14 protein-coding genes are annotated in these 15,646 nt (G+C 63.2%); 1 reads left to right on the plus strand and 13 read right to left on the minus strand.

All coding sequences use genetic code 11. The annotated features are described in order from the left end of the window. Window positions 1–6: 6 nt before the first annotated feature. From NKJ26_RS23785 to rimP, 10 genes are all read right to left on the minus strand, one after another. On the minus strand, window positions 7–1,026 hold the full coding sequence (locus NKJ26_RS23785; RefSeq protein ID WP_352697517.1) for a class I SAM-dependent methyltransferase: 1,020 nt from the start codon (window positions 1,024–1,026) through the stop codon (window positions 7–9). 69 nt (window positions 1,027–1,095) lie between these two features. Continuing rightward, window positions 1,096–3,243 carry a polyribonucleotide nucleotidyltransferase gene (pnp, locus tag NKJ26_RS23790; RefSeq protein ID WP_027026605.1) on the minus strand — a complete coding sequence of 716 codons (2,148 nt, stop codon included), beginning with the start codon at window positions 3,241–3,243 and terminating at the stop codon, window positions 1,096–1,098. Window positions 3,244–3,649: 406 nt separating this feature from the next. Continuing rightward, window positions 3,650–3,991: a 30S ribosomal protein S15 gene (rpsO, locus tag NKJ26_RS23795; RefSeq protein ID WP_318013458.1), complete on the minus strand. Its 342-nt coding sequence runs from the start codon at window positions 3,989–3,991 to the stop codon at window positions 3,650–3,652. Between the two features lie 109 nt (window positions 3,992–4,100). Then, window positions 4,101–5,195, minus strand: coding sequence for a magnesium/cobalt transporter CorA (gene corA / locus NKJ26_RS23800; RefSeq protein WP_352604768.1), 1,095 nt, complete (start codon window positions 5,193–5,195; stop codon window positions 4,101–4,103). A 44-nt stretch (window positions 5,196–5,239) separates the two neighbouring features. Then, window positions 5,240–6,232, minus strand: coding sequence for a tRNA pseudouridine(55) synthase TruB (truB, locus tag NKJ26_RS23805; RefSeq protein WP_352604770.1), 993 nt, complete (start codon window positions 6,230–6,232; stop codon window positions 5,240–5,242). Next, on the minus strand, window positions 6,232–6,642 hold the full coding sequence (gene rbfA / locus NKJ26_RS23810) for a 30S ribosome-binding factor RbfA (RefSeq protein ID WP_352697520.1): 411 nt from the start codon (window positions 6,640–6,642) through the stop codon (window positions 6,232–6,234). Before rbfA ends, truB begins: the two co-directional genes overlap by 1 nt. Window positions 6,643–6,767: 125 nt before the next feature. Continuing rightward, complete coding sequence (infB, locus tag NKJ26_RS23815) at window positions 6,768–9,338, minus strand: translation initiation factor IF-2 (protein WP_352697522.1); 2,571 nt, start codon at window positions 9,336–9,338, stop codon at window positions 6,768–6,770. Beyond that, window positions 9,335–9,985, minus strand: coding sequence for an RNA-binding protein (locus NKJ26_RS23820; RefSeq protein ID WP_027026610.1), 651 nt, complete (start codon window positions 9,983–9,985; stop codon window positions 9,335–9,337). Before NKJ26_RS23820 ends, infB begins: the two co-directional genes overlap by 4 nt. Window positions 9,986–10,023: 38 nt before the next feature. Beyond that, window positions 10,024–11,619: a transcription termination factor NusA gene (nusA, locus tag NKJ26_RS23825; RefSeq protein WP_027026611.1), complete on the minus strand. Its 1,596-nt coding sequence runs from the start codon at window positions 11,617–11,619 to the stop codon at window positions 10,024–10,026. 48 nt (window positions 11,620–11,667) lie between these two features. Further along, window positions 11,668–12,303 (minus strand): ribosome maturation factor RimP, encoded by a 636-nt coding sequence (gene rimP / locus NKJ26_RS23830; RefSeq protein WP_352697524.1) that lies wholly within the window; start codon window positions 12,301–12,303, stop codon window positions 11,668–11,670. Window positions 12,304–12,591: 288 nt separating this feature from the next. On the opposite strand from rimP, the gene NKJ26_RS23835 reads away from it, so the two are divergent. After that, on the plus strand, window positions 12,592–12,756 hold the full coding sequence (locus NKJ26_RS23835; protein ID WP_352604779.1) for a hypothetical protein: 165 nt from the start codon (window positions 12,592–12,594) through the stop codon (window positions 12,754–12,756). 63 nt (window positions 12,757–12,819) lie between these two features. Here the strand turns inward: NKJ26_RS23835 and trmB are convergent, their stop codons facing one another. From trmB to NKJ26_RS23850, 3 genes are all read right to left on the minus strand, one after another. Continuing rightward, window positions 12,820–13,521: a tRNA (guanine(46)-N(7))-methyltransferase TrmB gene (gene trmB, locus NKJ26_RS23840; RefSeq protein WP_352697526.1), complete on the minus strand. Its 702-nt coding sequence runs from the start codon at window positions 13,519–13,521 to the stop codon at window positions 12,820–12,822. Window positions 13,522–13,548: 27 nt separating this feature from the next. Continuing rightward, window positions 13,549–14,814 (minus strand): methionine adenosyltransferase, encoded by a 1,266-nt coding sequence (gene metK / locus NKJ26_RS23845; RefSeq protein WP_352697528.1) that lies wholly within the window; start codon window positions 14,812–14,814, stop codon window positions 13,549–13,551. 168 nt (window positions 14,815–14,982) lie between these two features. Further along, complete coding sequence (locus NKJ26_RS23850; protein WP_352604785.1) at window positions 14,983–15,402, minus strand: helix-turn-helix domain-containing protein; 420 nt, start codon at window positions 15,400–15,402, stop codon at window positions 14,983–14,985. Between the last annotated feature and the right edge of the window lie 244 nt (window positions 15,403–15,646).

Raw genomic sequence — 15,646 nt, forward strand, 5'->3', positions numbered from 1 at the left:
GTTGCATCACCGCCGCGCGGAAACAACCTTGAACAGGCCGTCGCGGGCAAGCTCCGCATGGCTGGCAAAGGCGGCGGAGAGCACCGGTTCGTAGGGAAGCTGGCGGTTGGCGACCATGAACAGCCGGCCGCCAGGCTTCAGGGCCTTGGCCGCAGCGCGGATCATGCCGGCGCCGATCTCTGGCTCGGCCGCGCGGTTGCGGTGAAACGGCGGGTTCATGACGATCGCGTCGTAGCGGCGCTCGACCGGTTCGGCGATGAGATCCGTCCAGAAGAAATTCCTGGCGATCGATTGGCCAACCCCGGCCAGATTGAGCTTCGCGGCTTCCAGCGAGGCGAAGTCCGCCTCATGAAGGTCGAGCGTTGAAATGCCGGGTGAGCGCGCGGCGACCTCGGCCGCGACATAGCCCCAGCCGGCGCAGAAATCGGCAATATTGCCGCGTAGATCGCCAGGCAGGTTCTCCACCAACAGTTTTGAGCCGGCATCGATCCGGTCGAAGGAAAACATGCCGGGCGCGGTATGGAAGCGGCCTTCCACCAGCATGGCGGGATTGGCGGCGCGCAGTGCCTTCGCGGCTGCCGGATCGGCGGGGCGGCGTAGCCAGAAGGCAATGCCGTGATATTTCGGCAGGTGGCCATCGAGCGGTACAAGCTCATCGATGCGCTTGCGGAGGCTGGCGACGCCGTCGTCCTTGCCGCCGGCGACGACGATCAATCCGCCCGGCGCCACACGCTCAAGCGCATCGGCGACGCGCAGTTCGTTCTGGCCGCGATGGCGGCCAACGAGCACCAGCGCCGCGTCAAATCCGTCGCCTTCCGCCAGCGGCGTGACCGCGAACCCCGCGGCTTGCAACGCACGAAAATCCGGTCGAAAACCTTGCAAGAGATGCAGCGGCGCCGCCAAAGCGTGCGCCGGGCGCAGGCCGGGCGCGGCAACGCGGAAACGGAAGAGCGCACCCTTTCGCGGCAGAGGAAGAGCCTCGGCCTCGAATGGATGGAAAAGCGTCTTCAGCGCCTCGGCGGACATGCTTGTGCTCCATAAACGAAAGCGGGCGCGACATAAGCCGCGCCCGCTTCGATTTTTCTATCTGGTCGCTCAGGCGGCGTCTTCTTCGCCTTCGGCCTTCTTATCGCGAACGATCTCCTTGCCGGTGGCCTGGTCGACGACCTTCATCGACAGGCGGACCTTGCCGCGCTCGTCGAAGCCCATCAGCTTGACCCAGACCTTGTCGCCTTCCTTGACGACGTCCGAGGTCTTGGCGACCCGGTCGTTGGCAAGCTGCGAGATGTGGACGAGGCCGTCGCGCGGGCCGAAGAAGTTGACGAAAGCGCCGAAGTCGGCTGTCTTGACGACCGTGCCCTCGTAGATTTCGCCGACTTCCGGCTCGGCAACGATGGTGTGGATCCACTTCTTCGCCGCCTCGATCTCCTTGGCGTTCGACGAAGCGATCTTGACCGTGCCGTCGTCCTCGATGTTGATCTTGGCGCCGGTCTTCTCGACGATTTCGCGGATGACCTTGCCGCCAGAACCGATGACGTCGCGAATCTTGTCGGTCGGGATGTGCATGACCTCGATGCGCGGCGCGAATTCGCCGAGCTCGGCACGCGCGCCGGTGAGCGCGTGGGCCATTTCGCCGAGAATATGCTGACGACCGTCCTTGGCCTGGTCGAGAGCGATCTTCATGATCTCCTCGGTGATGCCCTCGATCTTGATGTCCATCTGCAGGGAGGTGATGCCATTGGCGGTGCCGGCGACCTTGAAGTCCATGTCGCCGAGGTGATCCTCGTCGCCAAGGATGTCGGAGAGCACGGCGAAGCGCTCACCTTCCTTGATCAGGCCCATGGCGATGCCGGCCACGGGCTTGGCCAGCGGCACGCCGGCATCCATCAGCGCCAGCGAGGTGCCGCAGACGGTGGCCATCGACGAAGAGCCGTTGGACTCGGTGATCTCCGAGACGACGCGCAGCGTGTAGGGGAACTGGTCAGATGTCGGCAGCATCGGACGGATGGCGCGCCAGGCGAGCTTGCCGTGGCCGATTTCGCGGCGACCCGGCGAACCCATGCGGCCGGTCTCACCGACGGAGTAGGGAGGGAAGTTGTAGTGAAGGAGGAACTTCTCCTTGTACATGCCGGTCAGCGAATCGACATACTGCTCGTCCTCGCCGGTGCCGAGCGTGGCGACGACCAGCGCCTGCGTCTCGCCGCGGGTGAACAGCGCCGAACCGTGGGTGCGCGGCAGGACGCCGACTTCGGAAACGATCTTGCGGACCGTCTTCAGGTCGCGGCCATCGATGCGCGAGCCGGTATCGAGAATGTTCCAGCGCACGACCTTGGCCTGGAGCTCCTTGAACACGCTGCCGATCTGCTCAGACGTATACTTGGCCTCTTCGCCTTCGGCCGGAGCGAATGCGGCCTTGACCTTCGCCTTGACGGCGTCGACGGCACCATAGCGCTTCTGCTTGTCGGTGATCTTGTAGGCTTCGCGAAGTTCGTCGCCGACGATCTTCAGCATCTCGCCTTCGAGCGCCGAATAGTCCGGCGCGGTGAAATCGCGCGGGTCCTTGGCGGCGACCTCGGCCAGCTTGATGATCGCCTCGATCACCGGCTGGAAGCCCCTGTGGCCGAACATGACGGCGCCGAGCATCAGGTCTTCGCCAAGCTCCTTGGCTTCGGACTCGACCATCAGCACGGCGTCGGTGGTGCCGGCGACGATGAGGTCGAGCTTGGATTCCTGCATCTCGTCGACATGCGGGTTGAGCACATATTCGCCGTTGATGTAGCCGACGCGTGCGCCGCCGATCGGGCCCATGAAGGGAACGCCCGACAGCGTCAGGGCAGCCGAAGTGGCGACGATCGACAGGATGTCGGGATCATTCTCGAGATCGTGCTGGACGACGGTGACGACGATCTGCGTGTCATTCTTGTAGCCGTCGGCGAAGAGCGGACGGATCGGGCGGTCGATGAGGCGGGAAACCAGTGTTTCCTTTTCGCTCGGACGGCCCTCACGCTTGAAGTAGCCGCCCGGGATCTTGCCGGCGGCATAGGTCTTTTCCTGATAGTTGACGGTCAGCGGAAAGAAATCGAGGCCGGGCTTGGGCTCCTTCATCGAGACGACGGTGGCGAGAACCTTGGTTTCGCCATAGGTCGCGAGCACCGCGCCGTCGGCCTGGCGCGCGATCTTGCCGGTTTCGAGGATGAGCGGACGACCGCCCCATTCGATTTCCACTTTGTGGTGATTGAACATGTCTTATCCTTTGTATGAGGAAGGGCCGCGCCGTTTCAGCGTGCGCGGGTGCCCTTTCCTCTGGCTTCCTTTCTCGGGCAGCCACGGGCAAGACAACGGGAAGCTCGGGTTCCATCGGCACTGTGGCCTGCGAGCGTCCTGCAATCCTGCCCCATGACCGTCCATGGGTGGCTTCGAGTGGCCCTCTGCACGCTCGAAGCCGGTATGGCCAGTCGATCGACTGGCCTGCGCATGACCCCGAAAACCACGGCTTGCGGAACGCATCATGCGCAAATTCAACTTTTGGAGCGTCCGTCCGGCATCCAGATGGGTGCGCGGCGCTCCAGTCCTGCATTCGAGATCGGGTTAATCCGGTGCTCGAATGCGCGACCGGCGGACTCCCTGAGAGAGCCCGCCGGTCAATTCGTCAACGGCGCAGACCGAGCTTCTCGATCAGTGTCTGATAGCGCGCGTCGTCCTTGCGCTTGAGATAATCAAGCAGGCTGCGGCGCTGGGAGACGAGAGCGAGCAGACCACGGCGGGAATGGTTATCCTTCTTGTGGTCCTTGAAATGGTCGGTCAGGTTCTTGATGCGCTCGGAAAGGATGGCCACCTGGACTTCCGGAGACCCGGTATCGCCCTTGGCGGTTGCGAATTCACCCATCAATTCCTGTTTGCGTTCGGCAGTAATCGACATCGTGTTTTTCCTTATCTGTTCGAGGAAACGGGTCGCCCACAGCCGGGATGTCGTCCAGCAGGGGCCGTGCAAGCAAAGCGTCGTAGCGCTAAGCTGCGGCGCATATAGTGCAATTCCCGACAAAACACCAGCCCAATTCACAAGCCGGCTTTTGAGGCCGAAATGGCAAGTTTTGCCCCTGTCAAAGCCATTTCTTCCATTTGAAGAACGCAATCAACCCGACCGCGACGACACCCATGAACAGGAGCGACAAGGGATAGCCGTAGTAGGCCTTCAACTCCGGCATGTTCCATGGCGACGACCCGGGATCGAAATTCATGCCCCAGACACCGACCAGAAAGGTAAGCGGCATGAAGATGACCGAGACGATGGTGAGATAGCTGATGACGTCGTTGGTGCGCGCCTGGCTCAGCGACAGATGCATTTCGATCAAGCCGGTCAGCATGTCGCGCTGGGTTTCGACCAATTCGATCAGCCGCAGCGAATGGTCGAGTGTGTCGTTGAGGAAGACCTTGGTCTCGGCCCTCACATAGGAGACGTCGTTGCGGATAAGCGTCGCCAGCGCATCGCGCATCGGCCACAGCACCCCCTTGAGCACATTGGCATCACGCCGCAATTCGTGCAGTTGCCGCATCTGGTGCTTGTGCGGCGAATACAGCATCTGGTCCTCGATACTGTCGACCACCTCGCCCGCCGCCTCGATCGGCGGAAAATAGCTGTCGACGATCGCGTCGATCAGCGCGTAGGCGAGATAGTCGGCGCCGCGAGCCCGCAACCGGTTGGGCGCCGAGCTCTCGATGCGCTTGCGCACGGGATCGAATGGATCGCCTTCACGCTCCTGGAAAGTGACGACGAAGTTCTCGCCCAGGAAGAGCGCGATCTGTTCGTAGCGATGCGACGTGACATCGTCGATCATGCGCAGGACGACGAAGGCATGATCCTCGAAGAAATCCACCTTCGGACGCTGACCCGTATTGACGACGTCCTCCAGCGCCAGCGGATGCAGGCTGAAGATGCGGCCGATCTCCTCGATCAGCGAAATGTTGGCGAGGCCGGTACAATCGAGCCAGATCACCGGCCATTTTCCGCAATTGGCCATGACATCGTCGATGCTTGCATTTTCGACGGTCTTGAATTTCTGCGGCGAGATCAGGGTCAGCCGCAGTTCCGAGCGCCGCGCCGCCGGGTCGGCGATCAGCGTGCCGGGCGATGCACCGACCGGCGGCCGACGCGTTTTCAACGGCGCCCGCTTCTTGATCGTCTCAGCCTTTGCCATGCAGCCCTCTGATGCGACGTCCGACAGACATTAGATGAGAGGCATCATCCGGCAAAGACCCGCTTGGGCTTGAACATACCTTGCTCGATCGCGCCGATGGCCACCAGCTTGCCGCGGGCCGTGGCACAGGCCTCTTCGGCTTCGACAGGCGCATCCCGGCCACGGATGATCACCGGATTGCCGAGGCGGATCTTCGTCGCCGCGTCATCGCTGATGGCGATCTGCGGCAGGCAATCGAGCGCCGCCGATGTATCGACCAGAAGCGCATCGATGGCACCGAAGTCGATCGGCACTTCTATCGCGTCGGCGTCGGCCGTTTCCGGCTTGTCTTCACTTTCCGGCCTATCTTCACCTTGCACGCCGAAGCGGGCGGCTTCCAGTTCGGCGATGGTGACGAAATCTTCGGGCGTGAACGGCTCGACCTCGACCCGGCGCAGGTCGGAAACATGGCCGAAGCACCCGAGGTCGCGGCCCATGTCGCGGGCCAGCGAGCGCACATAGGTGCCCTTGCCGCATTCGACCTCGAAAACGGTGTGGTCGACGCTGTGCTCGACGATATCGAGGCGGCCGATCTCGACCTCGCGCGCCGGAATGTCGACCGTCGCGCCGTCACGGGCGAGATCATAGGCGCGCTCGCCGGCGATTTTGATAGCCGAGAATTGCGGCGGCGTCTGCATGATGACGCCGGTGTATTTCGGCAGCAGCGCCTCGACCTCGGCCTGCGACGGACGCTTGTCGGAGGTCTTCGTCACCGGGCCCTCGAGATCGTCGGTCGAGCGCTCCTGCCCCCAGGCCACGGTGAAGCGATAGATCTTGGCGCCGTCCTGCACATAGGGCACGGTCTTGGTGGCTTCGCCGAGCGCGATTGGCAACATGCCGGAAGCCAGCGGGTCCAGCGTGCCGGCATGCCCCGCCTTTTCCGCCTGGAACAGCCATTTGATCTTGGATACGGCCTCGGTGGAACCCATGCCGACCGGCTTGTCCAGCACCACCCAACCGGAGACCGGCCGGCCCTTCTTCTTGCCGCGACGCGCCATTATTCGCTGTCCTTCTCGTCGTCCGCATCGAGGTCACGCGCTACTTCGGGCGACTTCAGGAGATCGTTTATCCTGGCGAAATTGTCGAAGGAGGTATCCAGCCGGAAGCGGAATTCCGGCATATACTTCATCTGCCGCAACGCACCGGAGACGCGCCCGCGGATGAATTTCGCATGCTTGTTGAGAGCCTCCACCACCGCGCCGGCATCACTGGCGCCGAGCGGCGAGACGAAGGCGGTGGCGATCTTCAGGTCGGGCGACATGCGCACTTCCGAGACCGACACGACGGCATTCTCGACCAGCGGATCGATGATCTCGCCGCGCTGCAAGGTCTCGGAGAGCGCATGGCGCACCTGCTCGCCTACGCGCAGCATGCGCTGGGATGGGCTCGATGTCGTGGAACGGGGCATTTTTCTCAATCCTGAAATCGTGAGGCGCGGGATAGGACCGTGCCGCATGTCTCAACGGGTCATTCTCAATAGCACGGGGGCGGCGGCCTTTCGACCGCCGCCCGATACGGTCGGAATACTCGAACTCAGAGCGTCCGGGTCACCATCTCGACGCGGAAGCACTCGATGACGTCGCCGACGCGCATGTCCTCGTAGTTCTGGAAGGCCATGCCGCACTCCTGGCCGCCCGGGACCTCCGAAACCTCATCCTTGAAGCGCTTCAGCGTCTTCAGCGTGCCTTCGTGGATGACGACGTTGTCGCGGATCAGGCGAACACCGGCGCCGCGCTCGACCTTGCCTTCGGTGACACGGCAGCCGGCGATCTTGCCGACCTTGGTGATGTCGAAGATCTCGAGGATCTGGGCATTGCCGATGAAGGTCTCGCGACGCTCCGGCGAAAGCAGGCCGGAGAGCGCAGCCTTCACGTCATCCACGAGGTTGTAGATGATCGAGTAGTAGCGGATCTCGATGCCCGCGGCCGCGGCCGCGGCACGTGCCTGCACGTTGGCGCGGACGTTGAACCCGATGATCGCCGCGCCGGAAGTTTCCGCCAGCGAGACATCGCTTTCGGTGATGGCGCCGGCGCCGGCATGAACGATGCGCGCACGCACTTCGTCGGTGCCGAGCTTGTCGAGAGCGGCATTGATGGCCTCGATCGAACCTTGCACGTCGCCCTTGATGACCAGCGGGAATTCCTTCAGCCCGCTCGTCTGCAATTGCGACATCATCTGTTCGAGCGAACCGCGCTGGCCGGCATGCTTGGCCACCGCCTTCTCACGCGCCAGACGCTGGCGATATTCGGTGATCTCGCGGGCTCGGGCCTCGTTGTTGACGACGGCGAAGCGATCGCCGGCCTGCGGCGTGCCCTGAAGGCCGAGCACCTCGACCGGCATGGCCGGCGGCGCTTCCTTGATCTGCTCGCCACGATCGTTGACCAGCGCGCGCACCCGGCCCCATTCGTTGCCGGCGACGAGAATGTCGCCCGGCATCAGCGTGCCGGTCTGGACCAGCACGGTGGCGACGGGGCCACGGCCCTTGTCGAGCTGCGCCTCGATGACGACACCCTCGGCGGTACGATCCGGATTGGCCTTGAGGTCGAGGATTTCGGCCTGCAGAAGGATCGCCTCGAGCAGCTTGTCGAGATTGGTGCCCTTGGTCGCCGACACTTCGACGTCCAGCACCTCACCGCCCATGGATTCGACGAAGACCTCATGGCGCAGCAGCTCGGAGCGCACCTTCTGCGGATCGGCATCATGCTTGTCGATCTTGTTGATCGCAACGATGATGGGAACGCCGGCAGCCTTGGCGTGGCTGATCGATTCGATCGTCTGCGGCATGACGCTGTCGTCGGCCGCCACCACCAGAATGGCGATGTCGGTGGCCTGGGCGCCGCGAGCGCGCATCGCCGTGAAGGCGGCGTGGCCGGGCGTATCGATGAAGGTGATCTTCTGACCATTCTTCTCGACCTGGTAGGCACCGATATGCTGGGTGATGCCGCCGGCTTCGCCGGAGACGACATTGGCATTTCGGATCGCATCGAGCAGCGAGGTCTTGCCATGGTCGACATGGCCCATGATGGTCACCACGGGCGGACGCGACACCAGGTCTTCCGGACGGTCGGCGATGTTGAACAGGCCTTCCTCGATGTCGGACTCGGCGACGCGGCGGACCGTGTGGCCGAATTCGGTGGCCACCAGTTCGGCCGTGTCGGCGTCGATGACGTCGCCCGGCTTCAGGATCTGGCCCTGCTTCATGAAGAACTTGACCACATCGACCGCACGCTCGGACATGCGCTGCGCCAGTTCCTGGATGGTGATGGTCTCGGGCAGGATCACTTCACGCATGACCTTCTCGCGCGGCTCATTGTGCATCGCGCGCTTGAATTTCTCCTGGCGACGACGCATCGACGACAGCGAACGGGCCCGCGCATCCTCGTCGGAAAGCGCGGAATTCAGCGTCAGCTTGCCACGGCGACGATCTTCCTCGCCCTTGGTCGGCTTGGCCGGGCGCGCCACTTCGGGCGTGACCGGACGACGCACCGGCGCACCGGCGCCAGCCCGCTTCGGCTTGGCCTCTTCTTCCTCATCGGCAGTTGCCAGTTCCGCGGCCTGCGGCGCGCGGCGGCGTGCCTCTTCCTCGGCGCGGCGGCGGGATTCGGCCTCGGTCTGCAACCGCGCCTCTTCCTCTGCCTGGCGGCGCGCGGATTCCTCGCGCTCGCGCTTGCGGCGCTCTTCATCCTCGGCGCGGCGCTTGGCTTCTTCGGCGGCGCGCTGGCGGTCCTCGACCTCGCGAACCTTGGAGCCTTCGAGCGCCCTGCGGCGCGCCTCCATTTCGCTACGCGACAATTCGTTCAGCACCATGCCGCTACGCTCGACCGGGGGCGGCGGAGGCGGAGGCGGCGCCTTGGGCGCTTCCTGCACGACCGGTGCCGCGACGACGGCCGGCTTCGGGGTGAATACCGGCGCGGCCGCCGGCTCCGGCTTGTCGCCGGGCAGCGAGAACTTGCGCTTCTTGGTCTCGACCACGACCGACTTGGTACGGCCATGCGAGAAGTTCTGGCGCACGGTGCCCTGTTCCATGCCGGGGCGCTTCAGCGTCAAGGTCTTCTTCGGCGTAACACTCAACGTCTTGTCGTCGCCCGATTTCGTATCGCTCATTCCATATCCTCTGCGGACTCATCTTCGTCAGCAACGGCCGCAAGCATTGCCAAATCGTCCGGGGTACCGCCCCGATACCGGTCGAGCGCAACCATGCGCTTCTGGACCGCCTTACCCGCGTCTCCCGCGAGGACGGCAGCATGTATCACATTTGTACCCCCCAATGCCAAGCTCAACTCGGCCTCGGGGAAAAGTTTGTAGGCAAGGATGGAAGGGCCGCCAATATGGACGGTCGCCCGCCGCGCCTGGCTGATCTTGCGCACACCATCGTCGGACGCTTCGATCGCGTGGAGCACGAAAAGTGCTAGTCCGCCACGCACCGCACTCTCGACCTTGGTGGCGCCCAGCGCGATCGCGCCGGCCTTGCGGGCAAGACCCAGCATGCCCAGCGCGGATCGGGAAAGCAGTCCGTCGACCATGCCGCCAAGATCGGGCGGCACGACCACCTGTGCCTTGAAGGCGCGGGCAAAAAGGTTTTTGGCCGCCGCCTTGTCGATATGTAGGCGGTCGGCACTCACCCAGCAACCGCGGCCAGGCAGATTTCTCTTGAGATCGGGAACGACGGCCGAATCCGGACCGACGACGAACCGGATCAGTTCATCCGGTTCGGCCTGTCTGCGGGTGACGATGCAGGTGCGATCGTTCATCTCGTCCAAGGGCGGGTTCTGTGCGATGCGGTTTCACCTCACGCACCAACGGCTTCGTCGGCCGATGCTTCTTCGGCTGCAAGCTCGTCTTCGGTGATCCAGCCAGCCTTGAGGCGGGCAGCCAGAACCATCTGCTCGGCATCGGCGCGCGTCACGCCATGGCTGGCGAGAACACCCGGATACACCTTGGTCTCGCCGTCCTTGCGTTCCTTCCAGCCGGTGAGGTCGTCGGCCGCGTAGCCGGCGAAATCCTCGATCGTCTTGACGCCGTCCTCGCCGAGCGTCACCAGCATGGCGGTGGTGATGCCGGGGATTTCGCGCAATTCGTCCTTGACGCCCAGCGCCTTGCGCTTCTCGTCGTGCTCGGCCTCGATCTTCTCCAGATATTCGCGGGCGCGGGTCTGGATCTCGGAAGCGGTGTCCTCGTCGAAGCCGTCGATCGAGGCGATCTCGCCGGAATCGACGTAAGCGACTTCCTCGACGCTGGTGAAGCCTTCCGAGGCCAGCACCTGGCCGACCATTTCGTCGACGTCGAGAGCTTCCATGAACAGCGACGAGCGCTCGACGAATTCCTTCTGGCGGCGTTCGGATTCCTCGGCCTCGGTCAGGATGTCGATATCCCAGCCGGTGAGCTGCGAGGCAAGCCGCACGTTCTGGCCGCGGCGGCCGATGGCCAGCGACAGCTGATCGTCGGGAACCACCACCTCGATGCGCTCGGCATCCTCGTCGAGCACCACCTTGGCGACTTCGGCCGGCTGCAGCGCGTTGACGATGAAGGATGCGGCCGAGGGCGACCAGGGAATGATATCGATCTTCTCGCCCTGCAACTCTCCTACGACCGCCTGGACGCGGCTGCCGCGCATGCCGACGCAGGCGCCGACCGGATCGATCGAACTATCACGCGAGATGACGGCGATCTTGGCGCGCGAGCCGGGGTCGCGGGCGACCGACTTGATTTCGATGATGCCGTCATAGATTTCCGGCACTTCCATGGTGAAGAGCTTGGCCATGAACTGCGGATGGGTGCGCGACAGGAATATCTGCGGGCCGCGCTGCTCGCGGCGCACGTCGTAGACATAGGCACGGACGCGGTCGCCATATTTGTAGTTCTCGCGCGGGATCAGCTCGTCGCGGCGGATGATCGCCTCGCCACGGCCGAGATCGACGATGACGTTGCCATATTCGACGCGCTTGACGGTGCCGTTGACGATCTCGCCGATGCGGTCCTTGTATTCGTCATACTGGCGGTCGCGCTCGGCCTCGCGCACCTTCTGCACGATGACCTGCTTGGCCGACTGTGCGGCGATGCGGCCGAAATCCATCGGCGGCAGCTGTTCGGCGATGAAGTCGCCGAGCTGGGCGTCGGGATTGCGCTCGCGCGCCGAGGAGATGGCGATCTGGGTGGCGTAGTCGTCGACCTTCTCGACCACTTCCATCAGCCGCTGCAGCTTCATCTCACCGGTGTTCGGGTTGATGTCGGCGCGGATGTTGGTCTCCTGGCCGTAACGCGAGCGCGCCGCCTTCTGGATCGCGTCGGCCATGGCGGCGATGACGATCGACTTGTCGATCGACTTTTCGCGCGCGACCGCGTCGGCAATCTGCAGCAGTTCAAGTCTGTTGGCGCTTACAACCATGTTTTTTCTCCCGAGCCTGTTTGCCGGACTTTGCGCCCGGCAGCTCAATCAACTTTCCTGTTCGCGTTCTTCCGTGGCGTCCTCGGACATCTCGTCCTCCGGTTCGCCGCGGCGTTTTTTGGCTTCCTTGCGCGCCCTGTTGTCCTTCGACAACGCGTCGCGGATGAGATCGTCGGTCAGGATCAGGCGCGCCTCGGAGATCGCATCATAAGGCACGCGCACCGTCGGCTCCTCGCCATAGGCCGCCTTCTCGCGCTCGATCAGCACGTCATTTTCACCGGCTTCGGCGATCTTGCCTTTGAACCGCTTGCGGTCGGCGACGATGATCGACGTTTCGATCTTCACCAGATGACCCGTCCAGGTCACGAAATCCGACTTGCGGACCAGCGGCCGGTCGATGCCGGCCGATGAGACTTCAAGATGATACGCCTTTTCGATCGGATCATCGACATCGAGCGCCGGCGACACGGCACGGCTTACCTCTTCGCAATCCTCGACGGTCATGGTGCCGTCCTCGCGCTCGGCCATGATCTGCAGCGTCAGCCCGTTCTGGCCGGACAGATGCACCCGCACAAGGCGAAAGCCGATGCCGCGCAGAACCGGTTGGACGATCAGCGCGATACGCGCATCGATGCCGCTCTCGCGGATGATGCGGTCGTCGCCTTCGCTTGCCGTTGCCGTCATTTAATCCCTGTCGCTCTATCCGAAGCTATCGGCAGGTAATAAAAAAGAGCGGGACCGGGTGGACCCACTCTTCGTCATACCGACCAAGAATTTGAGGCTGATATAGACGAACACGGCCGGTGTTTCAAGCCCGCCGTGTCCAACCGGACAAAAGCAGCGCGCGCCGGGGTTGCGCCGGACGCATGGCGCCCATGCGGCGGCCGCCCTTGTTGGCGCCCGCAGAGCGCGCCATCTATGTTGCACTGCACAAAGAGGATTGCGCGTCACCGCACGCGAAAGGATACAACGATGACCAGCCGCAAGGTTTTTTCCGCCATAGGCGATCTCTTCACCACATTCGGCAGCGCGGTTGCCGCATCGCGGGCCGTGGAAGCCGGCCGCAAGCCGCGCGCGCACGACCTGCGCAAGCTCGGCATGGATCCGGCTGTCTTCGACAAGATCGGCCGCTTCTAAAACCAGCGGGCGGATGACGCTCGATCCGGCTCCGGCAGCCGCCGGAGACGGAGCAATGGCCGCTTACGTCCTGACGAAGGTCAGATAGGCCGGCCGCCGGCCTTCGCGAATGGCCTTCGCCTCGTAGCGGGTGCCTGGCCAGCCCTCGTAAGGGCGGTGCCAGTCGGCAGCCTCGGTGGCTTGCCACGCAAAGGCGCCATGCGCCCGGCAATGCAGCAAGGTCCAGTTCACATAGGTGTCGATATCGGACGCGAAGCGGAATTTTGACCCCGGCTTCAGGACGCGCGCGAAGCGGTCGAGATTGACCGAGCTGACGAAACGCCGCTTCCAATGCTTCTTTTTCGGCCAGGGGTCCGGATAGAGAAGATCGATGCCATCGAGCGAGGCCGGCGGCAGCCAGTCGAGCAATTGGGTGGCGTCGTCGTCATAGACCCTCAGATTGGGCAGCGGTGTCTGCCGTACCGCCATCATCATCTTGGCCATGCCGTTGACGAAGGGTTCGACGCCGATAAAGCCGACCATTGGCGCCTCGGTGGCGCGATGCAGAAGATGCTCGCCGCCGCCAAAGCCGATCTCGAGGCGAACAGCCGAAACCTCTGTTTCGAACAGGGTGCGCAGATCCGACGGCGCTTCAGCCGACAGGTCGAGCCGGTAGGCGCCGAGACCGCTTTCCAGCGCCGCCGCCTGCTGTGGGCGAACGGGCTTGCCGCGCCGACGGCCGAAGAAGGCTTCGGTCGTGCGGCTTGGCCTGTCGGCGGAGCTCATCTGAAGACGCAGGTGCTGTCGCCGCCTTCAGGCCGCGACAGCATCCTTGAGCGCCTTGGCGAGATCGGTCTTTTCCCAGGAGAAAGACCCGTCACGGCCAGCCTTGCGGCCGAAATGGCCGTAGGACGATGTCTTGGCGTAGATCGGCTTGTTGAGATCGAGATGCCGCCGGATGCCGGACGGCGACAAATCCATCACGGTGCGCAACGCGTCCTCGAGCTTTGCTTCATCGACCTTGCCGGTACCGTGCAGGTCGACATAGACGGACAGCGGCTGGGCGACGCCGATGGCGTAGGAAAGCTGGATGGTGCAACGGTCGGCGAGTTTCGCCGCCACGACGTTCTTGGCCAGATAGCGCGCCGCATAGGCGGCCGAACGGTCGACCTTGGTGGTGTCCTTGCCCGAGAAAGCACCGCCACCATGGGGCGCCGCGCCGCCATAGGTGTCGACGATGATCTTGCGGCCGGTCAGCCCGGCGTCGCCATCGGGTCCGCCGATGACGAACTTGCCGGTAGGATTGATGTACCACATGCAGTCGTCGGCGATCTTGAGGTCGCCAAGCGCCTCGCGGATGTAGGGTTCGACGACCTTGCGGACCTTCTTCGAATCCCAGCTCGCATCGAGATGCTGTGTCGACAGCACGATCTGCGTCGCCTCGGCGGCCTTGCCGTCGATATAGCGAACGGTGACCTGGCTCTTGGCGTCGGGCCCGAGCTTGCTCGCCTCGCCATTGCCTTCGTGGCGGGCGGTGGCCAGCAGTTCGAGGATCTTATGGCTGTAATAGATCGGCGCCGGCATCAGGTCCGGCGTCTCGCGGCAGGCATAGCCGAACATGATGCCTTGGTCGCCAGCACCTTCCTCGCCCTGGCGGTCGGCGGCATTGTCGACGCCCTGGCCGATATCGGGCGACTGGCCGTGCAACAGCACTTCGATCTTGGCCGTCTTCCAATGGAAGCCTGCCTGTTCGTAGCCGATCTCGCGGATCGCCTTGCGGGCGACGGATTTGAACTTCGCCGGGTTGACGACAGAGTGCCCGGCAGCGTCCTTGAGGATGTTGCCGGCCTTGTCCTTCTTCAGCAAGGTATCGGGCACGCGCACCTCGCCAGCGATGACGACGCGGTTGGTGGTCGCGAGCGTCTCGCAGGCGACACGGACCTTCCACGGGTCCATGCCGGTCTTCTTGGCTTCGCGATAGACCAGATCCACGATCTCGTCGGAAATCCGGTCACAAACTTTGTCGGGATGGCCCTCGGCAACGGATTCCGAGGTAAAGAAGTAGTTCTGCCGCGTCACGGGTGTCCCCTCTTGAAAAACGATCGGCAGGCTGCCGATTTGGCGCGCCACGTGTTAGCGGGGCAAAGCGCCGCTCGTCAAGCGTTGCCGCCATTCTGGCATGAACGTCGATACTGATATCTTGTGCCACCAGCGGCCGGGCACCGCTGGGTTGAAGCGAACCGTGGATCAGTCCACGTCCTCGGCGGCGAGCGATTTCACCAGGTCGATGATTCGCCGACGCACTTTGATGTCGGCGATCTTGACAAAGGCCCGGTTGAGCTGAAGGCCTTCGGGACTGCCGCAGAATTCGACGGCAAAAGCCATCGACGCATCCTCCGAGAAGCCACGGTTGGCCGCCATCTCCTGGCCAGGCGCATCCTCGAAAAAGAAGGCGACAGGCACGCCGAGTATGGAAGCTATAGCCTGCAGGCGGCTGGCACCGACGCGATTGGTGCCCTTTTCATATTTCTGGATCTGCTGAAATGTAATACCGAGATTCTCACCAAGCTTTTCCTGGCTCATTCCCAACATGTTGCGGCGAAGCCGGATGCGACTGCCAACATGAATGTCGATCGGATTCGGTTTCTTCTTGTTGTCTTCTGCCATTTTTTCCTCGCCGAATTTTTTCGGCTTTGTGATTTTTTTCCTGCCCAAAACAAGCCGGAGGCGACTGCCCCAACAGAACGATTCACCGGCTTCGAGAAATTTCGGGCGGTACAGTATGAGTTTCTAATGTGTCGACTGTCAATTCACCCGTAGCCTTTGCAGGGCAACGAGTCCAGGTTAACGGGCTTGGAGTGCGGCCATGAGGTAGTCGGTGTCCCAGGTCGCGAGTTTACGCTTGCCCTTG

This window comes from Mesorhizobium sp. M0152 (assembly GCF_040322415.1).
Classification (GTDB): Bacteria; Pseudomonadota; Alphaproteobacteria; order Rhizobiales; family Rhizobiaceae; genus Mesorhizobium.

Excerpts from the sequence above, each read along its gene's own strand:
- NKJ26_RS23785 (WP_352697517.1), bottom strand. The coding sequence starts at position 1,026 with ATGTCCGCCGAGGCGCTGAAGACGCTTTTCCATCCATTCGAGGCCGAG.
- pnp (WP_027026605.1), bottom strand. The coding sequence starts at position 3,243 with ATGTTCAATCACCACAAAGTGGAAATCGAATGGGGCGGTCGTCCGCTC.
- corA (WP_352604768.1), bottom strand. The coding sequence starts at position 5,195 with ATGGCAAAGGCTGAGACGATCAAGAAGCGGGCGCCGTTGAAAACGCGT.
- truB (WP_352604770.1), bottom strand. The coding sequence starts at position 6,232 with ATGGCGCGTCGCGGCAAGAAGAAGGGCCGGCCGGTCTCCGGTTGGGTG.
- rbfA (WP_352697520.1), bottom strand. The coding sequence starts at position 6,642 with ATGCCCCGTTCCACGACATCGAGCCCATCCCAGCGCATGCTGCGCGTA.
- infB (WP_352697522.1), bottom strand. The coding sequence starts at position 9,338 with ATGAGCGATACGAAATCGGGCGACGACAAGACGTTGAGTGTTACGCCG.
- NKJ26_RS23820 (WP_027026610.1), bottom strand. The coding sequence starts at position 9,985 with ATGAACGATCGCACCTGCATCGTCACCCGCAGACAGGCCGAACCGGAT.
- nusA (WP_027026611.1), bottom strand. The coding sequence starts at position 11,619 with ATGGTTGTAAGCGCCAACAGACTTGAACTGCTGCAGATTGCCGACGCG.
- rimP (WP_352697524.1), bottom strand. The coding sequence starts at position 12,303 with ATGACGGCAACGGCAAGCGAAGGCGACGACCGCATCATCCGCGAGAGC.
- NKJ26_RS23835 (WP_352604779.1), top strand. The coding sequence starts at position 12,592 with ATGACCAGCCGCAAGGTTTTTTCCGCCATAGGCGATCTCTTCACCACA.
- trmB (WP_352697526.1), bottom strand. The coding sequence starts at position 13,521 with ATGAGCTCCGCCGACAGGCCAAGCCGCACGACCGAAGCCTTCTTCGGC.
- NKJ26_RS23850 (WP_352604785.1), bottom strand. The coding sequence starts at position 15,402 with ATGGCAGAAGACAACAAGAAGAAACCGAATCCGATCGACATTCATGTT.